Consider the following 21,046-nt stretch of genomic DNA (forward strand, 5'->3'; position numbering starts at 1 on the left):
TAGCGGGGTGGATCCCCGCCTTAGCCAGTTCGCCCATCGGGAAGCGTGGCTCCACGCAAGTTGGCCCCCTTGAGGTTGGCCGTGCTCAGATCGGCGCGCGTGAGGAGGGCGTTGCTGAGATCAGCATTTTCTAGGTTGGTGCGACCCAAGTAGGCGTCCACAAGGTTGGCAGACCGCAGATCAGCTCCAGCCAGATTGGCTCGACTCAGATCCGCCCGCGCCAGCTTGGCCGAGCACAGACAGGCAGCAGAAAGATCGGCACCCTCTAGAGTGGCTTCGCTAAGGTTGGCCTCTGCCAAGTTGGCCTGGCTAAGCTTCGCCTCCTTCAAATTGGCCTTTCCCATCTGCGCCCCTTGCAAGTTTGCGCCCAAACAGCAAACCTCCCTTAGGTCAGCGTTGCTGAGGATGGCTCCCTGCAAGCAGGCTTGGTGCAGGTTGGCCCCCTGCAAGTGCGCCCCAACTAGACTAGCCTCTTTGAGGTTGGCCCTGCTGAGATTGGCCCGCGTCAGATCTGCTCCCGATAGGTTGGCCCCCCTAAGATCGGCACGGCTGAGGTTGGCGCTACGCAACACCGCTCCTCGGCGGCTCTCGTAGCGGAGATTGGCTCCACGCAGGCAAGCCCCCTCCAGGTTGGCGCTGGTCAAGTCGGCCCAGCGGAGATCGGCATCGATGAGGTTGGCGTCAATCAACAGGGCCAGCCTCAGGTTGGCCCGGTGCAAGTCCGCCCCTTGCAAGGTGGCACCGTGCAGTTGAGCGTCCCTGAGATCTGCCTCGCTCAAGTCGGCCTGGTTGAGGTTGGCTCCACTGAGGTCGGCTCCCACCAGGTTGGCTTTGCTTAGCTTGGCTCGCCCCAAGTAGGCAAAGATGAAGCTGGCTCTCTGCAGGTTGGCCTGGGAGAGGTCTATCCCAATTAAATCGGCTCGGCTGAGGTCAAGGGCGGCCAGGTTCTCGCCTACGAAGGAAGTGCGACCCCCTCGGTACAGCCGGAGCAGATCTTTAGCATCCATGGCAAGCCTACCCGCTCCTAGCAGCCATTTTAAGAGGTCCGACTCTCAGGCCAGGCCAAACAGACGGCGCTCCGCCTCCTCCATGCGCGCTAGGAAGGTGGTGAACTTGGCGGAGATTGCCTCGATTTCTTGCAAAAAGGCGCGCAAGGTCTGGTACTTGAGAACTAGGGCCTCCTCGAGAGGATGGCTCTGCAACTGCTCCTCTAAGGCTTGTCCCAACTCGCTCAGAGCATTTTCAATGACGGCTTTGAGCGTGCCACTGCTGCGCCGCACCAAGCGCATGACCTCTTGCTGCAAGTGAGGCTTCTGCTGGGCCAGATCGCTATTGGCCAGCACCTGCCGCAGGGCCGCATAGGGATCTCCTGGCTGAGGTGGCGTCTCGACCCCTTCTTCTGTCGGCCTTAACAAGCGCCACTCGGATTGCTCCAGCTTTTCGAGGATCCCTCTAAACAAGGCGGCGGATCCCTCAAAGTCTTTGAGAAAGCCGCGCAGCACCTGGTGCTTGAGGGTGAGGTATTGGGCTGGATCCTCGTCCTGCAGGATCTCGTCCAGGGCGTTGCCCAAGTCGCTTAGGGTGTTCTCGAGGGTAACCATCAGGGATCCGGCGCTGCGCTGCAGCAGTTGGCGGCAGGGTTCTGGGAGCTCTTGGGCTGCGATGGCAGGAGGGCCAGCTAGGGAAAGTTCCGGCTCCAGCCAGCTCATGCCACTGGACTCCACCCCCCCAGCCGCACTTTCCCCTTTTAGCCAGTCGAGATCAGCAGTGGGGGTTTCGGCAGCCAGCCCCCCGCCGGCAACCGTTTCTAGGGGCACATAAGCGTAGAGGGGCTGCAACATCTGCAGCAGGGCATTGGCTGCCTGGGCATCTTGCTCAGGTTCCTGGAGTTGCTGCACCGCCTGCTGCAGCCGCGCCTCCAGCTCCTGGGGGGAGTTGCAGGCTTCGTAGAGGGCCTTGAGCAATTCGTCGAGGCTATAGCGCCTCAGGGTCGCCAACCCTTGCCCTGTGGGCTCTAGCTTGTGGTACAGCGCTGTAAACAGAACCAGCTTGGCCCGCAGAGGACTGGTCTGCTGCATCAGCCCAGCCCGCAGCTCAAACGGATCGTAGGCCTGCTTGCGCAGGTGTAGGCCGCCGTACTCCAGCGGAGGAGCCTCCCTGGCTGAGCTGCTGGGATCCCTTTGGGGTAGCTGAGAAGGCTGGTAGAGGGGCTGGAGCTTGCTCAGCAGCAGTTTGGCGACGCGGGCGTATTCCGCCTTTTTGTTAAGGCAATGGATGGCGTCGCGAAAACGCTGGCCCAGGTCCTCAAGGGTCGCATGCTCACGGCAGAGCTGCTCCAACAGGGCCCTTAGCTCCTCCTCGCTCAGCTTGCTGGCGTCGTTGGTCCAAGTGCGGGTGCAAATGAAGTAAACCAGCTTTTTCACCCGGTCTGCGTACCCGCCCTGCTGCACCGCCTGCACAACAAGGCCAAGGGGATCCGAGAGAGCCATAAGAGCTGCTACGCGAGAGCTTTAGGCTTAGGCTGTTTCTGGAGGAGCATGGCCCAAGAGGTACCACCATCATCACATCATGAAGCAAGCGGCGGAGACAATAACCTTGGCTGCGGCAGAGGCTGCCTCAATCCTCCTGCCAGTCGAGTTCGGGATTGGTTAGGACCTGACGGCTCTGCTTGCGGCAGGGAAAGTGATGTCTTTCCCCGCTTAGCTTGAAACTTGCCGCTTGCGCTTCCTGGAGTTCGTGTAAAAGCTGCAGGTAGAACGCTCGCCGCTCCCAGTCCAGCTCCCGCAGCCCACAACCCGGCTCCCGATCGTGCAGGCAATCGCGAAACTGGCAGGTGCCCAGTCGCTCCCGCACCTCCGGAAAGCAGTGGATTAGCTGCTGAGGCGAAACCGGCGGGATCCCTTCGCCAGCATTGAACCCCGGCGAATCGGCAATCCAACCGCCTTCTGGCAGAGGGAACAGCTCCACGTGGCGAGTGGTGTGCCGCCCCTGGCGCAGCTTCTCTGACACCGCTTGGGTGGCCAGCTGAACACCTGGCAGCAGCCGGTTGAGCAAGCTGGACTTGCCTACCCCCGAGGGGCCGGCTACCACGGAGATCTGATCCCGACAACGACGGCGGAGCTCGGGGATCCCGGCCTCAGTCAGGGCACTGACCAACAGCGGCTCATACCCCCACCGCTGCGAACGCTGCCGCCACTCCTCGGCTACCGCCGCTTCGACACAGTCACACTTGTTGAACACCACCTGAATCCGCAGGTGGCTGGCCTCTGCTTGCACCAGCAGACGGCTGAGGGCGTCGGGGTCAGGCTCCGGATCCGCCAGAGCCACCACTACCAGGACCTGGGTCACGTTGGCAATGGCCGGCCGCGACAGCTGAGTTCGCCGCGGCAGAATGGCCTCAATCGCCCCCCGCTCTGGCCAAAGAGGAGCAGCTGCTGGGGGCAGGCTAACCTCCACCCAGTCTCCCACCATCACCTGCTGTCTCCCTTTTTTGAGCTTGGCCCGCGCTGTGCAGAGGAGCTCTGCCGGCAGCGGCTTTTGGGCGGGGAAATGCCCCTCGATCTCGGGAAAGAGGGCAGCCAGCTCGGGATCGATGCGCACGCGATAAAAGTTGGCCTGGGCAGCTCGCACCCAGCCGGTGCAAGTGGATCCCTGCCCCTCCCTCCGGTGGCTCATGCCAAGTTCCCACGGCGTACCCAGAGGATGTAGTGTCCCTCGGGCGCCGCTTGTTGCCCTTCAATGGAATGGCCCGCCATCGTCAAGCTCTTGGGCACCTGCTCCAGGGGCTCCCCTGCATCCAGCCACAGCTCCAGCAGCTCCCCTGGGGCCATGCGTTCTAGGCGCAACTTAGCGCGCACGTAGTTGAGCGGACAGGGGATCCCGCGCTGATCCAGAACCAGCTTTACGTCTTGGGGGGGAACTGCCTCTGCCATCATTCCTCCTCCCGCTCCCGATGGCCAGGCATTTGGGCTAGCCCACGCAACAGCCCGCTCAAGAAGCCATCCCGCTTGTTGGTGCGTTCTCCATGCAGCTCAGCCAAGCGTAGGAGCAACTCTCGCTCTTCTGCGCTGAGGCGGGTGGGGATCTCCACCACCAGCGTGACTTTGTGGTCACCCCGCACCGCTGGGTTGCCAAGACGCGGCACCCCCTTGCCCTCCAAAACCAGCACCGTGCCTGGCTGGGATCCAGGGGGGATGACTAGCTCCGTTTCTTCCTCTAAGCCGGCTTTTGAGTCTACCGTGGGCACCGAGACTTTGGCTCCCAAGATAGCTTGCAGATAGCTCACCCGCACCTCGGAGAGAATGGTGAGGCCATCCCGCTGAAAGTCGGGATCCGGCTCGACCGACAGGTAGACATAGAGATCTCCTGGCGGGCCGCCACGCCGACCGGCGTCTCCTTCGCCTGCAACCCGCAAACGGGTGCCGCTGTCCACGCCAGCAGGAATGTTGATGCGCAGCTTCTTGGTAGTCTGGATCACTCCCTCTCCGTTGCAGTGGGAGCAGGGCTCCTCCAGCACCTGGCCGCTTCCTCCGCAGGTGGGACAAGTGGAGACCTGGGTAAAACTGCCAAAGGGCGTTCGGGTGGCCCGTCGCACCTGGCCAATGCCGCCACAAGTGGGACAGGCTTTCATACCCCTGCCCGGTTTAGCGCCGCTGCCCCCGCAGACAGGACAGGTTTCCAGGTGGCTGATGCGGATTTGCTTTTCGCCCCCGAAGATGGCTTCAAGAAACTCCAGCTTCAGGTCAAAACGCAAATCATCCCCCCGTACCGGCCCTTGGCGGCTACGGGCATAGCCGATCCCTGCTCCGGCAAAATTGGTGAAAAAGCTCTCAAACAGGTCAGCAAAACTGCCAATGCCACCGAAATCCTGGAACCCACTGGCTGCTGCTGCTCCGCTTAGCCCTGCCTCGCCATAGCGATCGTAGCGGGCCCTTAGCTCGTCATCGGAGAGCACCTCATAGGCGCGGTTGATCTCCTTGAAGCGATCCTCAGCCCCTGGCTCCTTGTTGACATCGGGGTGGTACTTGCGAGCTAGCCGGCGATAGGCGCGCTTAATCTCCTCCTTGGAGCTACCACGGCTAACCCCCAAGATTTCGTAGTAGTCGCGGGCCATAGAAACGCTTCAGAAAAAGAAAGCTCAAACTCGCTGAAGACACAACTGGCTAGACGACCTAACGGCAACTTTGCTCAGCGAGGGCCATAAATCTCGCTCCCCATCTCCAGGAGCGCTGCCCTCAGCTCTTCCATTGCCTTCTGCAAAGTCGCTAAGTCTACGTTATCATCTGACAGCAGTGCCCTCAATGTGCCCGCTGCCCGGGCCCCCCGCTGGCGGCAGGCCTCACTGAGGCGGCTAGCATGGTCCTGCAGTGTCTTTTCGTAGTTGTAGAGCAGGCTGTCTGACTGGTTGCGGGCTTCCGCCAACTGGCGCCGGCGGCGATCTTCTTCCGCGTAGAGTTCCGCCTCCCGGCGCATCCGCTCAATCTCACTGCTGCTGAGGCCGCCGTGGTTGGTGATCGTGATACTTTGCTCAAGCCCTGTTCTCTTCTCGCGGGCTGAGACCTTGAGGATACCGTTGGCATCGATATCAAACGAGACTTCAATCTGGGGCACTCCGCGAGGGGCTGGCGGGATCCCAGTTAGCTGAAAACGGCCCAAGGTCTTGTTATCCTTAGCCATGGCCCGCTCCCCCTGCAGGACGTGAATTTCCACCATTGTCTGGCCGTCAGTGGCTGTGGAGAAGATCTGGGTTTTGCTGGTGGGAATGGTGGTGTTGCGCTCGATGATGCGGGTGAACACCCCCCCCAAGGTTTCCACGCCAATGGAGAGGGGGATCACGTCCAGCAGGAGCAGGTCTTTGACCTCTCCGCCCAACACGCCTGCCTGGATGGCTGCGCCAAGGGCCACTGCCTCGTCGGGGTTGACAGAGCGATCTGGATTTTTTTTGAAGATTTGCCGAATTTTCTCCTGAACAGCCGGGATCCGCGTCGATCCTCCCACCAGCAGCACGCGGTCGATGTCCTCCGGGGAGAGGCCCGCATCCTGCAGGGCCTGGAAAGTAGGCTCGACGGTGGCCTCTACCAGATCTCGCACCAGCTCTTCGAACTTGGCGCGGGTTAGCTCCACTTCCAGGTGCTTGGGCCCAGAGTCGTCGGCGGCGATAAAAGGCAAATTGATCAAGGTAACCTGGGTGCTGGAGAGCTCGATTTTGGCTTTCTCCGCCGCCTCCCGCATCCGCTGCAGGGCCATGCGATCTTGAGAAAGGTCGATCCCTTCCGTCTCGAGAAACTGACGGATGAGCCAATCCACAATTCGCTGGTCGAAGTCATCCCCGCCCAAGTGGTTGTTGCCAGCCGTCGCTTTTACCTCGAACACGCCGCCGCCCACCTGCAACACAGAGACATCGAAGGTACCCCCACCCAGGTCGAAGACCAAGATGCGCAGATCCTGATCCTGCTTGTCTAGCCCGTAGGCGAGAGCTGCCGCTGTCGGCTCGTTGATGATGCGCAGCACCTCCAGCCCCGCGATAGTACCGGCATCTTTGGTAGCCTGGCGCTGGGCATCCGTGAAGTAGGCAGGGACGGTAATCACGGCCTGGGTCACTGGCTCCCCTAGGTAGGCCTCCGCGTCGGCCTTTAGCTTTTGCAGGATCATGGCGGAGATCTCCTGGGGGGTGTAGGCGCGATCCTGCGCCACCACCTCCACCATGTTGTCCCGGCCAGGGATCACCTTGTAGGGAACCCGCCTCCGCTCTTCTTCGGTCTCAGCAAAGGTGCGGCCAATAAAGCGTTTGATGCTGTAGATGGTGTTTTCTGCATTGGTGACGGCCTGGCGCTTGGCCAGTTGTCCCACCAAGCGGACATTGTTCCTGGCAAAGCCGACGATGCTAGGGGTGGTGCGCCCTCCCTCAGCATTGGTAATCACCACGGGCTGACCCCCCTCCAAGACTGCCACACAGCTGTTGGTAGTCCCTAGGTCAATCCCGACAACCTTCCCCATAGCCCTTTTTCCCGCGCATCAAACGCCATCCCACCGAATCATTTTGCCCAGAGTCCCCCAGAAACCTTCAGGTGGTGCTTTCACCTTCACTGTAGCTCTCTGAAGGGGGTTAGGCTCTACTTGTCAAGGTTCATGGAAGCAGTTTTGCTAGGGACTGGGAGCAGTTTGGGAAGAATCAGGGGTATCTTCAGCGCTGGGTTGAGGGTTGGCCCCCTCGCTTGGCGAAGAAGGCTCAGGGCTAGGACTGCCCGCAGAGACAGCTACCATGGCATGGCGAATCACCACATCGCCCAGCTTGTAGCCTGGCCGATATTCGGCAACTATCACATCTTCGGGGTACTCACTGCTGGGTTGGCGGGCTATGGCTTCGTGCAGGCTGGGATCGAAGGGCTGGCCCACTGATTTCATGCGGGATACGCCCATTTTTTTCAAAGACTCCACCAGTAGGCGATAGACGCTCTGGTAACTGTTGTGCAGTTCCCGCTCGCGCTCAGTCTCGATCCTTAACTGCTGCTGGGCCCGCTCAAAGCTATCTACAACCGGCAGGATCTCCAGCACAAATCGCCGTCGTTCCCTTTGGCTAAGCTCCTCCTGTTCTCGCTGAGTACGCTTCCGGTAGTTCTCAAAGTCAGCGTAAAGGCGTATGTAGGAGTCTTCTTTCTCTTTCAGTTTCTGGCGCGTTATTTCCAACTCCTGCTGGAGCTGCCTGAGGGTCTCGTTGAGATCTGGAGAAGCCTCGCTAGGGGAGGTGCCGACCTCTGCTTCACGGTCTTCCAAAATGAGCTTCTCCAGCTCTGCTTCCACGTTGATTTCTTCTTCCTGGAGCTCAGGATAGGTCTCTTCTGGGGGCATCGGTTGCTTTTCTTCAGCAGTCATAAGGACAAGCACCAAGCAGTAGCCACAACTGCCGAGTTTGGCGCCTCAGAACCACTGCTGTACTCAGCCAAACCAGGCTCTATGCTGATCGTATTCTACCGGCTGCTCTAGCGGCCAGTTGTGGCGTTGGTGGCTCTAGCCCACCAGCAGACTCTCCTGGGATCGATCCAAGCTCCGGGGAAAGTAGATCTCGGCCAAGTTAGGGATGAGGTGCCAGTTGTGGCTGTAGATGGGCTGGAGGGGGGAATGGGTGCGGATGTGGCGAGCGAGAAAATCGCGGATGCTCTCGGCAGAGATCCAGAGCATTTGGGCTTCCTGGAACATGCTGTAGCCACCGCCTCCACCGGCGCGGTAGTGGTTGATGGCTAGGCGAAAGGTTTGCTCCGGTTGCACCGGCTGGCCGCGAAATTGCAAGCTGACCAGGCGCTCGCCCACGGGCCGAGTGAGGTCAAAGCAATAGTGGATACCGTGGTAGAGGTCGAAGGTGTAGCCGCGAGCCTCGGGGGCGACGACAGCCTTGGGATCGGCTGGCAGGTGCTTGGGATCCAACTGGCGAAAATACCCAGCCGTCTGCTCGAGAGCGCGCCGCAGAATGTCGCCGGTGATCTCCAGAAGGCAGAGGGTGTTGTCGTAGACGGTGAGGCTGTAGGCGTCTTGCAGGAAGATGGGGCCTGCCGCCAACCCCGCATTGCTACAGATGTTAACCAGAGAGAGCTCCGCCGAGAGGCCGGCCTCCCGCACCGCCTGCAGTTGGGCCTGATGCAGCAGCTCCGCTAGAGGATTGGCTCCCAAACGGGCTGCCAGCCCGCCGCGATAGGCACAGCAGGCATAGCCAATAGGCTGGCGGATGTAGCGCAAGGTAGCTTGGTGGTAGGGCTCGGTGAGGGCTAGGAATTGGGGATCGGCCGGGATCCCTTCTGCCGCCAGCAACTGGGCGGTTTTGCGAACCACTTGCCAGCCACTGCCGTGGCGCTCCAGCTCTAGGGAAACTTGGGAAAGGTGGCTACCCCAGTAGCCGGGCTGGACAACCAGGGCCTTAGCTCCCCCTAAGCCCGCAATGGTCTGATGAGTATGGCCGGAAAGGATGACATCGATGCCCTCAAGCTGGGCCAAAGCCAGCAGCTCGTTTTCTCCTGCCAGACTCTTGTTGCTCACCCAGCCGGAGCGCTCCAGGCTAAGCCAGGCCTCGGGGGTGCGCAGAGGGGGCAACTGGTCAGGGCCGCTGTGCAAAATCAGCACCAGCACGTCCACCTGAGGCCGCAGCAGCGACAGGTAGTGCTGGGTCGTTTCCAGCAGGGGGGCAAAGCGCAGCCCTGCGATGTAGTCGGGACGCTCCCAGGTGTCGATGCGGGGAGTGGTCAGCCCCAACAGGCCAACACGAATCCCGCCCACTTCCCGGATGACGTAGGGTTGGAAGAGGGGATCCCCGTTGTGGCGGAGAATATTGGCGCAGAGGGTGGGACAGCGGAGGTCGGCGGCGAAATCCTGCAGCACCTGCAGCCCAAAGTTGAAGTCGTGATTGCCTGGCGTGAAGGCATCGTAGCCAAGGGCGTTGAGAGCCTGGGCTATGGGGTGAGGAGAGGTCCGCTCCACCTGGGCGTAGTAGGTGCCTAAGGGGGATCCCTGAATGGTGTCGCCGCTATCAATGAGCAACACCGGGTCTTGGCTGCTAGCCCGCACCTCCTTGATCAGGGTGGCTACCTTGGCTAGGCCGTGCTCTGCAGGGCTCCCGGTAAAGTAGTTCCAGGGATGCAGGTTGGCGTGGAGATCGGAGGTGTGGAGAATTGTTAACCTCATTCCACTATCCTAACGGCAGCCAACAGCTCACCTCAGCAAAAACAGCACTTGTACGCAGCCAACCAGAAATCCCAGCAGCCCTCCTAAGTTGACGATGGCCTGCAGTTCCTGACGCACAATTTGCTGAATGGCCCGCTCCAGCTCAGCAGGGGAAGTGGCGTTAACTTTGTCAGCAATCACCTGATCCAAGTTCAACACGGGGATCACCTGCATCATGAGAGATTCTAAGTCGCGCTCCAGGTAGCGCTCCAGGATCAAGGCGAGATCGGCACTGATCTGGTCGATGGAAGCCATTACGGCCTTGGAGCTGCGCAGCCGCCCCAACACCAAGCTGGCTACCTTTTCCCAGTCAATCCTCTCTCCCAAGCTGCGAATGGCATCGGCTCCCTGGGAGCGCAGGTAGTCTTGGATCCCGTCGCGCAGGGTGCGGCGCAACTGGCGCACAGCAGAAAGGGGCAGGTTTTGCAGCGAGAGGTTCTGCAAGAGCTCTGTCAGGCGGCGCGAAGCGTTGAGGTCTTTGAGCAGATCCGCCAAGAGGGCTTCTGCACCTTCCGGATCTTCCAGGCAATAGGCGCGCAGACGCAGCAGGGCGTTTTTGAGGCCAAACAAGTTGGCTACCACCCAGTAGGAGCCGGTGGCCCGCTCGCGAAACTCTTCATCCAAGGCTTCGATGTTGCGATCGGTAAGAAAGTCCACTAGGTTCTGCCGCAGCACCTTTGGGGGCAGCGCCTGGTTCAGGATCCACTCCGAAAGCTGCCGGGCCTGCTCCGCATTGAGGCGCAGTTCCAGCAGCACCTGGTCGAACAGTTGGTTAATTGGCCCCTCCAAAAAGGTTTCCTGACGGGCAAGCACCTTCACCAGGCGAGGCAGCGACTCGTTAAACAGATCCGCCAGGATGCGAGCTAGCACTTGCGCCGTTTGCTGTTGGTGCTGGGGATCCTGCAGCCGATCCAAAGCCACCCCTAGCAGCCAGCGGATCCCTGCTTGCATGCGCTCGGTTTGCAGCAGCTTGCGAGCCAAGTTGTGCAGCTCCTCCGGCGTAAGCAGGGATCCCATAATGGTCTTGGCAATCTGCTTGGCCAGGCGGGGCTGATTCTGCGGGATCAGGCCGGGGGTAAAGGGAATGCGCCAGCCGAAGACCCGGTAGGGGCGATAGGGCCGGAAGAGCATCTTGATGGCGATGTCGTTGGTGAAGTAGCCGATCACCAGCCCGGCCAAGGGGGGCACAACGTAGGTCCAGACGGCCATGGGGCAATCTAGGGGCTCTTCTCTACTCTACCGACCTGCCGCTGACTGCTCCGGCCTCAGCAAGCCGGGGTAACACTGCCCACGCTATTGGATGATCAGGCTGTCCGTGAGTTCCAGCTCCACCAGGGTATTGGGCTGCAGCGTCACCACCCGGTCAATGTTGGTAGCGCTGGCAGCTGCGCCCACGAGACTGCCGGCCAAGATGGGCAAGAAACCCCATCCCCCGGTGAGCACCCCTAAGGCCAACCCGCCCGCTGCTCCGTAGCCCGCTCCCCGCGCGACGGTGGTGCCCATATCGGTGTTGCGATCCAGCCCAACCGGCAGCAGAGAAGACTGACCTCTGACGAGATAAGTGGAAGAGCCAATGGTGAGGCGATGAGCCACAAAGCGGCTGCCGACAACCCGCTCTTGGGAACTGGCGCCCTCCACCTCCCGGCTAGAAAGCTTCAGTTCTTGGTAGACCGGCTCGAAGGTGCCCCACACCACACTCCCTGGCGGGATCACCACCTGGCCAAAGCGATCCACCACCGGCTCAGCGACCTCCAGATGGGCACTGATGGCCTGGTAGGGCTGGAAGGTAATGGGGCGGTAGACTGTGAGGAGAAGGCGGGTACCGGCTGGCAGCTCGCCCCGCGTGGCTCCGGCCCGGTTTCCCCCTGGGCTGAGGTCGGGCCGCCGCTGGTAGGAATAGGCTTCGCCTGGAGAAGCTTGCTCACCTGGGGCTGTTTGAGCGGGCACCACCGGGATTGGATCCAAAACCGGGGTCCTGGGATCCAGCGGCATTTGCGGCACCTGAGGCACCGGCGGCAGGGCTTGCGGAGCCGTGGAACCGGGTGGGTCGCTGAGCAGAGGGAGGGTGGGGACGGGACTGGGCTGAGGAGCTTGGGGAGTAAACTCAAACTGCTGGGCAGCAACTGCAGTAGCCGCAGCAGCCCACAGCACTCCGCCCAACAGCCACCTCAAGCCAACCCTTTGCCACGACAGCAAAAATGGCCGCAACGCTGAGCTCATGGATCCCATCCAGTCACACCTGGCAGTAGCTTAGCATCCTGACTGGCCTCACCCCCCTAGATGTAGGGGTGGCAAGGGCCAAGAAGCACTATTAAGGCCTATTGGCCGGGCACGTCCGCTAGTTTTCCTGAACCGCTGTTGCGATGGGGGCAGGGGCGAAGTTGGGAACCAGGTTGGCGTCTTCGAAGCCAGCCAGGATAGCGTCGATTTGGCCGGGATCCTCAAGGAGCTTGCCGTTAGTGGCAGCGCAGGTCAAGACAGTGATGGCCTGGGCGCGGCTGGGGACATCGTTGGGGCGAAAGGTGCCGTCCGGGAAGCCGCCGATAATCTGCTGTCCATTGAGCCCGGCAATGTACTAAGCACCCCATTAGGTGCTGATATCAGAAGGGTTGAAGAAGACGAGCCAAACTGCGCACTCAGACAGGGAAACCTTCCAAAAAGTTCTATCCGGCTGCCGGTTTTGCCAGCCGTTTTAGGGGGCAGGATTGGGGTAGCGCTGGTGCACCGCCTCGATCTCCACCAGGATCTCAGGCGATAGCTCCACCTCCAGGCAACTGAGGTTTTCCTTGAGCTGGGCGAGATTGGTGGCCCCAATGATGGTGCTGGTCACAAACCAGCGGCTGCGCACAAAGGCCAAAGCCAACTGGGCAGGGGTCAGGCCGTGCCGGCGGGCAATCTGGACATAGGCGGTTACGGCCTCTTCCACATTGGGCTTGCGGTACCGCTGGCCAAAGCTCTCAAACAAAACCAAGCGGGATCCCGGCGGCTTGGCGCCCCCTAGGTACTTGCCCGTCAGCAGCCCAAAGGCCAGGGGGCTGTAGGCCAGCAACCCCACCTGCTCGTGGCGGCAGACTTCCGCCAAGCCCATTTCAAACGTGCGGTTGAGGAGGCTGTAGGCATTCTGAATCGAGACCACCTTGGGCAAGCCCAATTGCTCGGCCACGTGGCAGAACTCGCAGAGTCCCCAGGGGGTTTCATTGCTCAGGCCGATGTAGCGCACTAGGCCCTCCTGCACCAGTTCCGCCAGCCCCTGCAGTTGCTCAGCAATGGGAACTGTGGGCCGCTCTTGAGAAGGGTCGTAGGCCACGCCCCCAAACAGCGGCACATAGCGATCCGGCCAGTGGATTTGGTAGAGGTCGATGTAGTCGGTTTTTAGGCGTTTGAGGCTGCCGGCCACTGCCTGTTTGAGGTTGTCGCGGGTGATCGACAAAGACCCGCCGCGGATCCAGTGCCAGGGCCGACCGGGGCCGGTGATCTTGGTGGCTATGATGAGGCGATCCCGGGGTTGGTGCCGCAGCCACTCGCCGATGTAGCGTTCTGTAGCTCCCTGGGTCTCCGCCCGCGCTGGCACCGGGTACATCTCCGCCGTATCGATGAAGTTGATCCCGTGCTCCACTGCGTAGTCGAGCTGCTCCCAAGCCTCGGCCTGGGTATTCTGCTCACCAAACGTCATGGTGCCCAGGCAGATCTCTGAAACCTGGAGAGGGCTGTGGCCAAGCTGGCGGTAGCGCATGGGGACTCTCGATCGCCTAACCCGAGACGTAGCCCTATTCTGAGGCCAGTTGCCTGCCTGTGGGATCCCTCGCCTGCTGCAGGACAGGGACGTACTCGCGGTAGATCTGGTTTAAGATTTCCAGGCCAATGCGGCTGCGAGTGTCGGGGGGGCGAGCTTCAATGGCCGCTTTGACCTGTAAAATCGTGCCCACCGGATAGGGCGAGCGCAACTCCTCCTGCTTGCCCAAAAACACATCGGTAAAGTAGTCGATCAGCCGCCGCACTTCCCCCATATCTTTGCGGGAGATCTCCATATCCAAAACGGTGGTCAATTTGGCTCGCATCGCCTGAAAGCTTTGCTGGCTGGTGTTAAGGGCCACCCGCTTGGCCAGGCTATCCACCAGAATTTGGCTGATCTTCTCCACATTTTGAGTCACGATCTCGCGGTGGCGGGCAGCAAAGCGCAGTTGCACTTCATGCAAAAATTGTTCTCGCTCCAGGATTTGGATGCCCTGCTGCTCCAGATCCACTCCGTAGCTTTGCAACTGCTTGTACTGATTCAAAATCCATTGGCTGTAGAACGAATCGGCCAAAACCCGCCAATAGCCGATGATGGTTGACTCGGCAAAGGGGATGCTCAGCAAATAGGCCTCGCTGGTAATCCAGTGCAAATGCTCGGTCAGGTTGTCCCGGTCTTTCTCGTCCAAGTAGGAGGTGCGCGGTACCCAAGCTGACCCGTACTCGCTTTTCACCTCTACAGGTAAGGAGACCAAGAGGGTGTCGAAAAATTGATGGAGGCTGAAAAGGAGAAACTTCTTTGGATCCTGGAGGCGGTTGAGCAGCTCTTGTTTTTTCTCTTCCTGATATTGAGCCACCAACTGCTGGGCCTCAGCGGCCTGGCTGCGCGCTGCCTCCACATCTTGCCGTAGCTTTTCAATCTCTTCCATACTCGGCACCTCGCTAGCAGCAGGCTCCCACTCTCCGCTGAAATAACTGCCGCCCGGCCCTGGACTCCCGAGGCTTGCCAGCGGTTCGTCGCTGTCGTTGTCCAGAGTCAGCAAGTGAGAAAGAGCCCGCAGCCGAGCTCGTCGATTGGAAGAGCACAGGGATCCCACCTCCACCGGATCCCGACTTTCCCAGCCGTCCAGCCCACCGATGCGGTAGAGCGTATAGAAATACTTGCTAAGCAGCAGGGCGAGGAGATGGTGGTTTTTGACGTCGTTGTACTCCAAGTAGGCCCGCAGACACAGTTGAAAAGCGATGTTGGGCAGGCTGCGACACACCCCCATGATGTGGGAGTACACCCTTTGCAGGTGGGGCCGAAAGCGGCGTGGGATCGCCTCCGGCCGCAGGCCGCGCAGCAAAAACTCCGGCTGGCGCAGATCTTGGGGGGTGAAGTAAAAGCTTTCTTGCCAGAGCAGTTCGTCCAAGTCGCGGGCAAAAATCGGCCTTAGCTGATCCACGATTTGCACGACGACCGACTCGCTAAAAACCGGTATGACTTTTTCAATACGCAGTTGCTCGTAAACGGAGTACAGCCGCTCGCTGCGAAAGGACTCGATCGAGATCAGCCCCTTCATGGTTCCAATCCGACCGTCGCGCGTAAGAAACTTGTACACAATCTCGGCGGTGGCGTTGGGAGAGAGGATGAGAGTTCCTGTTAGATCAGGGGAAATTTGCAAAGGTCGCAGCAGGCGGCTGGTTTCGCTAAGGCTGAAGCAGCTCCAAGCTGCAGGGTTAAGCACCACCGACGATAAGCTGGCCAGCCATTGCTTCTCGTCCAGGTCTTCCAGACGAATCTCCCCCTCGAGGGCTCCAGTTGGCATGGGCGGCGGGGCGGTGCGTCCATCCTCAAGTGGAGAAGAAGATGGCCATCGTGGAGATGCACTCATGGGACACCACCCCAACGCGAGGGAGAAGGGACTGTTAGACGCTCTCGAATCTGCAGGTAGACTATAGAAGAAAGTATTCCCAGGTAGGTGTGATCTGCATCTCCCAAGGGACTTGGCGACTCTCCCTGGCGGCAAAGGGAAAGGGCATCCTGGAAGGTCTTTAGCCCCATTCTTCAGTATCCTGAGAAAGTTAGTTTCTGGGTAGCGGGCAATTACGGTTTGGGAGCGTCAGAGAGGGATAGAGGGGATTGCGGAAGCAACCTCTACTACTGCTAGCGGGCTAACTGGCGGCAACTCCCTCCTTGCGGGTTAGCGACCAGATAAAGCGAGTGAGGAGAGGGGCGTTCTGGCAGAGCGCCTGAACGCGGTTTCAGCCTCGGGGATAGGAGGGCAGGGATGACGACTATTCTGATTGTTGACGACGATCCCACCATTTGCTTGCTGTTGAAGCGATCCCTAGAGCGGCAAGGCTACACCGTCGAGATAGCCAGCAATGGCTCGGAAGGGCTGGAGAAGGCCCATCTCCTAGTCCCAGGGCTGATTATCTGCGACTGGATGATGCCTGATATGGATGGGCTGGAAGTCTGCCGGCGCATCAAGGCTGATCCCAAGTTTTCCACCACCTTCTTCATTTTGCTTACCGCTCGCACCGAAGTCGAAGACCGCATCCAGGGCCTAGATGCTGGAGCAGACGAGTTCCTCAGCAAGCCAATCGATCCCAATGAATTGCGGGCGCGGGTGCGGGCTGGGCTACGCTTGCACCAGCTCAGCTATGACCTGCAGCAGCAAACTGCTCGACTGCGGGCGGAGTTGGCCGAAGCAGCTAGCTATGTGCGCTCGCTTTTGCCCAAACCGGCCCACTTCCCCCTTCACCAGATAGCGATTGAGTGGTGCTTTTTGCCCTCCCAGGAGCTGGGGGGCGATTCGTTTAACTACCAGTGGCTGGACGAGGATCACCTAGCTATTTACCTTCTGGATGTCTCAGGGCACGGGGTGGGACCCGCCCTCTTGTCCGTGTCGGTGGTGAACCAGCTGCGCTCCCAGAGCCTGCCCGACACCGACCTGCGTCAGCCAGATGCTGTGTTGCGCGCCCTCAACCAGTCCTTCCCAATGGGATCCCACCATGACATGTACTTCACCCTCTGGTATGGGGTTTACCAGCCGGGATCTCGCTTGCTTTCTTTTGCCAGTGCTGGCCACCCCCCCGCTCTGTTGGTTGCTCAATCGGATCCCATCCCCCTAGAGCTGAAGACACCCAATTTGCCCATTGGCGTTTGGCCCGAGCAGGACTTTGCCAGGGACGAAGTGCGGATCCCGGCGAACAGTTGTCTCTACGTGTTCAGCGACGGGGTTTACGAAGTGTCCAGCTCGGAAGGAGGGATCTGGGGGATAGAGAACTGGAAGTCGTTCCTAGGCGCCCATGCCTGCATTGGCGTCGATCACGTTCTGCAACACATCCAATCTTTCCGCGGCAGGGCGGCTCTTGAAGATGACTTTTCTCTGCTCCGTATCAGCTTTGGCTAGTAGCTCAAGAAGGAGGGAATGGGGATGATTGAAGAGCTGAACCGGGATCCGCTCCCTGAAGCTCCTCCCACTGGCTAGGAGTAAAGGTACGGAGAGCTAGGGCGTGGAGACGGCCATCCTGAAGGTAGGGCTTCAAGGCCTCGTTCACCAGCCGGTGCTGTTGGATGAGGGACAGGCCCTGGAACTGCTCAGCTACAACAACAGCCTGAAAATGGTTGCCATCGCCCACTGTATCTTCTACATGCACTTTGGCGCCGGGTAGGGCAGCCTGTATCAACGCCTCGATTTCCCGCGAATCCATGCGCCGTCTTCCTGGCTTCGGCCCAAGACAACGTAAAGAAGCTCTCCTCCTGTTTGCAGATGTTATAGCGGGGACTGGATTTGAACCAGTGACCTTCGGGTTATGAGCCCGACGAGCTACCAGGCTGCTCTACCCCGCGTCGTTTTTCTACTCTAGCCTGCTTCTTCCAGGGTCGGCAAGTCCTCGGTTACCGACCAAAAAAATCCCCCTGGCAACCAGGGGGAAGGGCAAGAGCAGAACCTCTAGGGCAGCAGTTCCTCAAGGGCCTCCTCTTTGGTGTTGGTGCGGCGAGAGAGGGTGCGGCGATCGAAGGTCATGTGGATCTCGCGGGTTTGCTCGCCGTCGGCAGCTACAGCAAAGATGGGAAAATCGATGTTGCCGTCGGGGAAAGCCATGTGGAAGCGGAAAGTGCCATCAGGGTTGAGCTGGATCTTGCGCCCCCCGATGGTGACGGTGGCATCGGGCTCCGTGGCTCCATAGACGATGAGTTCGGCATCGGCCACCAGCCAGAACTTACGGGAGCGCCGCGGTAGCACTTCGGAAGCGCCCGAGAACAGCCCCAGCCCCGAGCCAGAGGCCATCCAAGGAGCAGCAGGCACTTCTGCCATGCCCATCATGCCCACCCCGGACGGAACGATGAACGAGCTGATGGCCTGCTCTGGCACCAGTTGGCGGCTGCCAAACAGGGATCCCGCTACTCGCATCGCCTCGAAAGCCCCCACCATGTCCAGGAAGGGATCCGCTGTCCTCTCCCGCTGCGGCTCGTCGCCTTTGTAGGCCACCACGCCCATGCCGGTAGCGCTGCGCTTGTAGGGCTCGGTGAGCTGGTAGAGGGTGCGGCCCTGGAGGGGCATGTCAAAGGGCACTGTCAGGAAGTGCTCTTCAAACCAGTCAGAAGGGAAGACTGGCGGCACCATCACCGCCGCCGAGCGGGCCAACACGAGCCAGCGACCATCCGCCGTCCGGTAGCCAATCTCCACCAGGTAGGAGCGATCGCTCACCGGGATCGGCAGGTACCATTCCCGCGCCAACTCGTCGCAGGGGTACTCCTGCATGCTGTGGGCCGGCTGGCGGTCGAAATCGATATCCGTTACGTCATAGAGGCGCAGCGCCAACTGCTGACCTCCCTCGCGGCGCTTGCTCTCTTTGGCCTCGTTGGGCACATCCCAATAGGCGTAGGCCCACTGGGGATCCCGCGGCAGCAGAACAATGCGGCTTTCGCCATAGCCACCTGGCAGATCCCCCAGCCCTTTATCCACATCGGCCAGATCCGGCTTGCTGGCAACCTCCGGACCCACAAACTTCGTTTGGGTAACCGATTCTTGCCCGCTGGGCTCCGGCATCGCATCCATAGGACGGCCAGCCTTGACTTGAGCCTCCCGAATGGCCTCGATAAGCTGGTCTTTGGTCATGCGGCTGTACTTGGGGATCTGATAGCGGGCCGCTTCTTCCCGCAACTGCCGGATGGTCATTTCTTCTAAGGGGATCCGCTCTGGTGGCATGGTCGGGGCCTCCTCTCCTCAACAAATCGGGCTTGTGCGCACACTCAACTGGCTAACCGATAAGGCTGATCCCAGCTTGCGGCTAAGCGCAACCCCTGGCCTACTGGGGTGACCGCCGGCTTTGCGTCTTCCAACCGCTGATGACTACAGGTTGGGATCAGCGGGGATCAGTAATGATGACCCTATGTTCACGTATTTCTTCCTATTGGTCAAGAGCTTGGGGATCGCTGGGGATCAAAAAGAAAGGAGGATTGCGCGCGATCCCCTGCCGAACCACCCCCGCCTGGATAGCATGGGGGAACGAGCGGCTGCGGATTTTCAGGCCAAGAGGTGTGGGCATGAGAACTCAAGGTGCAGGGATCCGGATCAAGGCGGCAGCCCTGGGACTCCTGGCAGGGGGACTTGTCTTGCCGGGGGAAGCGGTCGAGGCGCAGACGCTGTTTCCTCCCCTCCACCGCCTGCAGGGGGGATCCCCTACCCCAACCCTTGAGAAACAAGAAGCGCCCTGGCGTTCGGTCACTCCCGACCAGCTATTTCCTGACGAGAACGCAGGGTCAGAAGGGCCGATTTTCAATTTGGACTTGTTGCGCCAGTTGGACATGAGCGCCGGCGGCGGTGGCTTGGGGTCTGGGCAAGGGGGAGTAATCGGGCCTGGCAGCGGCCAGAGCGGGGTGCGCGGCTCCAGTCCTGGCTCAGGGGTGGGCACAGGCCAAGGGCCAGGGGGTGGAACTGGCCTGGAGGCGGGATCCCAGCGGCCCCAGCCCCAGGTAACAGGGCTGCTGGTCGATGCCCGCGGCCTGGACTTTCTGCCCAGCCAGTCGATGCGCCTTTTGGATCCCGATGGCAACCCTGTTTACCCGCCCATCAACCTTGGCCAGGATCTCAACGCCGCCTTTGTGGGCAGCGAGGGCACAGCCGCCTACGCCACCTCGGAAGAGCAGGCCCGCTCGCTAGTCAACCGCATTGGGGAGCGGCCCCACCGCATCCGCGCCCTGCGCACCTTGGGCTATGACCTGGTGATCTCTGCCGAAGATGCCTTCAATCTGCGCCAGATGAACGCCGCCGATGGCTTTCTGGATCGCTTTGCTGTGGTGGTCATCTGGGATGGCAGCCAAGCCAGCTTGCCCTAGGTATAGCCCCTCCCCAAGGACTTGGCTGGAAGGCTGGCCTGGGGATGCTAGCCTAGCGAGAGTGCTCTGCACCACCGACCCAAACGGCATAGCCCTATGCAACGGTTTGCCAACCAACCTCTGCGGGAACGGCCACATCTAGCGGTATTTTCTTCCAGCAAGGTGGGTAACTTTGTGGTCACCGTCCCCCTCTTGCGTGGCCTCAAGGAAAAATACCCCGGCTGTGTGCTGGATTTTTTTGGCAGCGAAATTACCCGCGACTTTGAGCTCCACTGCCCCTACATCGACTTCAGTTTCCCCCTCTACAGCCGCCGCCCCGATTACCTCGAGGCCCTAGCGGCCGCTGTGCGGGATCGCGTGGCTCAAGCTGGTCCCTACGATCTGGCCATCAATTGCGACGAGTTTAGCGAGCTCAACCTGGTGGCGGTAACGGCTCTGCGACCCCAGTACATTGCCGGGGCTGGCCTGACCTTGGATTTTCGCCGCAAGTTGGATCCCGGCTCCGACCCGGTGCAGCGCATGCTCCAGGACGACGACTGGAACAGCCCGGAGTTTTTGCAGCGCTATAGAGATATCCTCACCAGCAACTACATTGCCGAGATCTTCTGCCGCCTGGCCTACGTAGAGACGGATTTCTTCCGCCTAGAGCTCCCCAGCCGGGATCCCGATTTTCCGGTGCCGGAGGTCCTCGTGCACATCACCACCACCCGCCGCGCCAAGATGTGGCCGCTTGAATACTGGCGCCAGGTAATCCAGTGGTGCCAGGGCCAGGGCTTGCGGGTGGGGCTAGTAGGTAGCGCCCCCGAGCTACAGCGATCCCTCTACCACGGCGACGGCGAGGAGCAACTGCTGGCTGAAACGGAGATGATTGACTTGCGGGGCAAAACCACCCTCCTCGAGCTGGCGGGGGCCCTGAAGCGGGCGCGGGTCTGTATCTCCGTGGATGCGGGGCCAATGCACATCGCGGCAGCTGTAGGCTGTCCCACCATTGCTCTATTTGGCAACGATGCCGACGGCGATGGAGCTAGCCCCGTGCGACTGTGGGCACCTCGCTTGCCCCATGTTTACGTTACCCAGACTCCCTATAAATGTCGGGTCTGCGCAGAAAACAAGTTCAAAAACGAAGCCTGCCTCGTGGAAGGCCACCCCTGCATGGTTCACCTCAAGCCGGAAACGGTCATCGGCTACCTCAAGGAGATTCTCAAGAAAAGCTAGGGATCCCGTTTTGCCCTGCCGTCTGGAGCAGTCCGGTGGACAGCAGGGAGTGCCCAGGTG

The 21,046-nt window shown here is 60.3% G+C and carries 19 protein-coding genes and 1 tRNA gene; 3 read left to right on the forward strand and 17 right to left on the reverse strand.

Features of this window, described 5'->3' with window-relative positions; all coding sequences use genetic code 11:
* Nucleotides 1–20 precede the first annotated feature (20 nt).
* From NW804_RS08130 to NW804_RS08190, 13 genes are all read right to left on the reverse strand, one after another.
* Nucleotides 21–1,007, reverse strand: coding sequence for a pentapeptide repeat-containing protein (locus NW804_RS08130; protein WP_414423290.1), 987 nt, complete (start codon nt 1,005–1,007; stop codon nt 21–23).
* Between the two features lie 45 nt (nt 1,008–1,052).
* Nucleotides 1,053–2,489, reverse strand: a complete 1,437-nt coding sequence (locus NW804_RS08135; RefSeq protein ID WP_414423291.1) for a hypothetical protein — start codon at nt 2,487–2,489, stop codon at nt 1,053–1,055.
* 127 nt (nt 2,490–2,616) lie between these two features.
* Nucleotides 2,617–3,675: a ribosome small subunit-dependent GTPase A gene (rsgA, locus tag NW804_RS08140; protein ID WP_414423292.1), complete on the reverse strand. Its 1,059-nt coding sequence runs from the start codon at nt 3,673–3,675 to the stop codon at nt 2,617–2,619.
* Nucleotides 3,672–3,935 carry a sulfurtransferase TusA family protein gene (locus NW804_RS08145; protein WP_414423293.1) on the reverse strand — a complete coding sequence of 88 codons (264 nt, stop codon included), beginning with the start codon at nt 3,933–3,935 and terminating at the stop codon, nt 3,672–3,674. The genes rsgA and NW804_RS08145 overlap by 4 nt, the downstream gene beginning before the upstream one ends.
* Nucleotides 3,932–5,113, reverse strand: coding sequence for a molecular chaperone DnaJ (dnaJ, locus tag NW804_RS08150; protein ID WP_414410527.1), 1,182 nt, complete (start codon nt 5,111–5,113; stop codon nt 3,932–3,934). The genes NW804_RS08145 and dnaJ overlap by 4 nt, the downstream gene beginning before the upstream one ends.
* 74 nt (nt 5,114–5,187) lie before the next feature.
* A complete protein-coding gene (gene dnaK / locus NW804_RS08155) occupies nt 5,188–6,996 on the reverse strand; it encodes a molecular chaperone DnaK (RefSeq protein WP_414410528.1) in 1,809 nt (602 codons plus the stop codon).
* Between the two features lie 147 nt (nt 6,997–7,143).
* Nucleotides 7,144–7,872 carry a nucleotide exchange factor GrpE gene (gene grpE, locus NW804_RS08160; protein WP_414410529.1) on the reverse strand — a complete coding sequence of 243 codons (729 nt, stop codon included), beginning with the start codon at nt 7,870–7,872 and terminating at the stop codon, nt 7,144–7,146.
* A gap of 135 nt (nt 7,873–8,007) precedes the next feature.
* On the reverse strand, nt 8,008–9,669 hold the full coding sequence (locus tag NW804_RS08165; RefSeq protein WP_414423294.1) for a bifunctional metallophosphatase/5'-nucleotidase: 1,662 nt from the start codon (nt 9,667–9,669) through the stop codon (nt 8,008–8,010).
* Nucleotides 9,670–9,696: 27 nt separating this feature from the next.
* Nucleotides 9,697–10,917 (reverse strand): DUF445 domain-containing protein, encoded by a 1,221-nt coding sequence (locus NW804_RS08170; RefSeq protein WP_414420180.1) that lies wholly within the window; start codon nt 10,915–10,917, stop codon nt 9,697–9,699.
* An 84-nt stretch (nt 10,918–11,001) separates the two neighbouring features.
* The gene (locus NW804_RS08175; protein WP_414423295.1) at nt 11,002–11,928 is read right to left on the reverse strand and encodes a hypothetical protein; all 927 of its coding nucleotides are present in this window, start codon (nt 11,926–11,928) and stop codon (nt 11,002–11,004) included.
* Nucleotides 11,929–12,046: 118 nt separating this feature from the next.
* Nucleotides 12,047–12,280: an S-layer homology domain-containing protein gene (locus NW804_RS08180; RefSeq protein WP_414423305.1), complete on the reverse strand. Its 234-nt coding sequence runs from the start codon at nt 12,278–12,280 to the stop codon at nt 12,047–12,049.
* 120 nt (nt 12,281–12,400) lie between these two features.
* Nucleotides 12,401–13,441 carry an NADP(H)-dependent aldo-keto reductase gene (locus NW804_RS08185; protein WP_414410534.1) on the reverse strand — a complete coding sequence of 347 codons (1,041 nt, stop codon included), beginning with the start codon at nt 13,439–13,441 and terminating at the stop codon, nt 12,401–12,403.
* A gap of 34 nt (nt 13,442–13,475) precedes the next feature.
* Nucleotides 13,476–15,314 (reverse strand): hypothetical protein, encoded by a 1,839-nt coding sequence (locus tag NW804_RS08190; protein ID WP_414423296.1) that lies wholly within the window; start codon nt 15,312–15,314, stop codon nt 13,476–13,478.
* Between the two features lie 396 nt (nt 15,315–15,710).
* Here NW804_RS08190 and NW804_RS08195 point away from each other — a divergent pair, with 396 nt between their 5' ends.
* Nucleotides 15,711–16,838 carry a PP2C family protein-serine/threonine phosphatase gene (locus NW804_RS08195; protein ID WP_414423297.1) on the forward strand — a complete coding sequence of 376 codons (1,128 nt, stop codon included), beginning with the start codon at nt 15,711–15,713 and terminating at the stop codon, nt 16,836–16,838.
* A gap of 4 nt (nt 16,839–16,842) precedes the next feature.
* Here NW804_RS08195 and NW804_RS08200 read toward each other — a convergent pair whose 3' ends face one another.
* From NW804_RS08200 to NW804_RS08215, 4 genes are all read right to left on the reverse strand, one after another.
* The gene (locus NW804_RS08200) at nt 16,843–17,139 is read right to left on the reverse strand and encodes a BolA family protein (RefSeq protein ID WP_414393014.1); all 297 of its coding nucleotides are present in this window, start codon (nt 17,137–17,139) and stop codon (nt 16,843–16,845) included.
* Between the two features lie 65 nt (nt 17,140–17,204).
* Nucleotides 17,205–17,278 (reverse strand) — tRNA-Met (locus tag NW804_RS08205).
* 103 nt (nt 17,279–17,381) lie between these two features.
* Complete coding sequence (locus NW804_RS08210; RefSeq protein WP_414420185.1) at nt 17,382–18,641, reverse strand: DUF4912 domain-containing protein; 1,260 nt, start codon at nt 18,639–18,641, stop codon at nt 17,382–17,384.
* Between the two features lie 202 nt (nt 18,642–18,843).
* Entirely contained in the window at nt 18,844–18,981 is a 138-nt protein-coding gene (locus NW804_RS08215) for a hypothetical protein (RefSeq protein WP_414410537.1), read from the reverse strand.
* On the opposite strand from NW804_RS08215, the gene NW804_RS08220 reads away from it, so the two are divergent.
* Both NW804_RS08220 and NW804_RS08225 read left to right on the forward strand, forming a co-directional pair.
* On the forward strand, nt 18,980–19,771 hold the full coding sequence (locus tag NW804_RS08220; RefSeq protein ID WP_414420186.1) for a hypothetical protein: 792 nt from the start codon (nt 18,980–18,982) through the stop codon (nt 19,769–19,771). The genes NW804_RS08215 and NW804_RS08220 overlap by 2 nt on opposite strands.
* Nucleotides 19,772–19,867: 96 nt before the next feature.
* The gene (locus tag NW804_RS08225; RefSeq protein ID WP_414423298.1) at nt 19,868–20,986 is read left to right on the forward strand and encodes a glycosyltransferase family 9 protein; all 1,119 of its coding nucleotides are present in this window, start codon (nt 19,868–19,870) and stop codon (nt 20,984–20,986) included.
* The last annotated feature ends 60 nt before the right edge of the window (nt 20,987–21,046 follow it).

Source organism: Synechococcus sp. WC10meta (assembly GCF_047461475.1).

Excerpts from the sequence above, each read along its gene's own strand:
- dnaK (WP_414410528.1), bottom strand. The coding sequence starts at position 6,996 with ATGGGGAAGGTTGTCGGGATTGACCTAGGGACTACCAACAGCTGTGTG.
- NW804_RS08170 (WP_414420180.1), bottom strand. The coding sequence starts at position 10,917 with ATGGCCGTCTGGACCTACGTTGTGCCCCCCTTGGCCGGGCTGGTGATC.
- NW804_RS08195 (WP_414423297.1), top strand. The coding sequence starts at position 15,711 with ATGACGACTATTCTGATTGTTGACGACGATCCCACCATTTGCTTGCTG.
- NW804_RS08220 (WP_414420186.1), top strand. The coding sequence starts at position 18,980 with ATGAGAACTCAAGGTGCAGGGATCCGGATCAAGGCGGCAGCCCTGGGA.
- NW804_RS08225 (WP_414423298.1), top strand. The coding sequence starts at position 19,868 with ATGCAACGGTTTGCCAACCAACCTCTGCGGGAACGGCCACATCTAGCG.
- NW804_RS08165 (WP_414423294.1), bottom strand. The coding sequence starts at position 9,669 with ATGAGGTTAACAATTCTCCACACCTCCGATCTCCACGCCAACCTGCAT.
- grpE (WP_414410529.1), bottom strand. The coding sequence starts at position 7,872 with ATGACTGCTGAAGAAAAGCAACCGATGCCCCCAGAAGAGACCTATCCT.
- NW804_RS08135 (WP_414423291.1), bottom strand. The coding sequence starts at position 2,489 with ATGGCTCTCTCGGATCCCCTTGGCCTTGTTGTGCAGGCGGTGCAGCAG.
- NW804_RS08185 (WP_414410534.1), bottom strand. The coding sequence starts at position 13,441 with ATGCGCTACCGCCAGCTTGGCCACAGCCCTCTCCAGGTTTCAGAGATC.
- NW804_RS08175 (WP_414423295.1), bottom strand. The coding sequence starts at position 11,928 with ATGAGCTCAGCGTTGCGGCCATTTTTGCTGTCGTGGCAAAGGGTTGGC.
- NW804_RS08145 (WP_414423293.1), bottom strand. The coding sequence starts at position 3,935 with ATGATGGCAGAGGCAGTTCCCCCCCAAGACGTAAAGCTGGTTCTGGAT.
- dnaJ (WP_414410527.1), bottom strand. The coding sequence starts at position 5,113 with ATGGCCCGCGACTACTACGAAATCTTGGGGGTTAGCCGTGGTAGCTCC.
- NW804_RS08190 (WP_414423296.1), bottom strand. The coding sequence starts at position 15,314 with ATGAGTGCATCTCCACGATGGCCATCTTCTTCTCCACTTGAGGATGGA.
- NW804_RS08210 (WP_414420185.1), bottom strand. The coding sequence starts at position 18,641 with ATGCCACCAGAGCGGATCCCCTTAGAAGAAATGACCATCCGGCAGTTG.
- rsgA (WP_414423292.1), bottom strand. The coding sequence starts at position 3,675 with ATGAGCCACCGGAGGGAGGGGCAGGGATCCACTTGCACCGGCTGGGTG.
- NW804_RS08200 (WP_414393014.1), bottom strand. The coding sequence starts at position 17,139 with ATGGATTCGCGGGAAATCGAGGCGTTGATACAGGCTGCCCTACCCGGC.
- NW804_RS08215 (WP_414410537.1), bottom strand. The coding sequence starts at position 18,981 with ATGCCCACACCTCTTGGCCTGAAAATCCGCAGCCGCTCGTTCCCCCAT.
- NW804_RS08130 (WP_414423290.1), bottom strand. The coding sequence starts at position 1,007 with ATGGATGCTAAAGATCTGCTCCGGCTGTACCGAGGGGGTCGCACTTCC.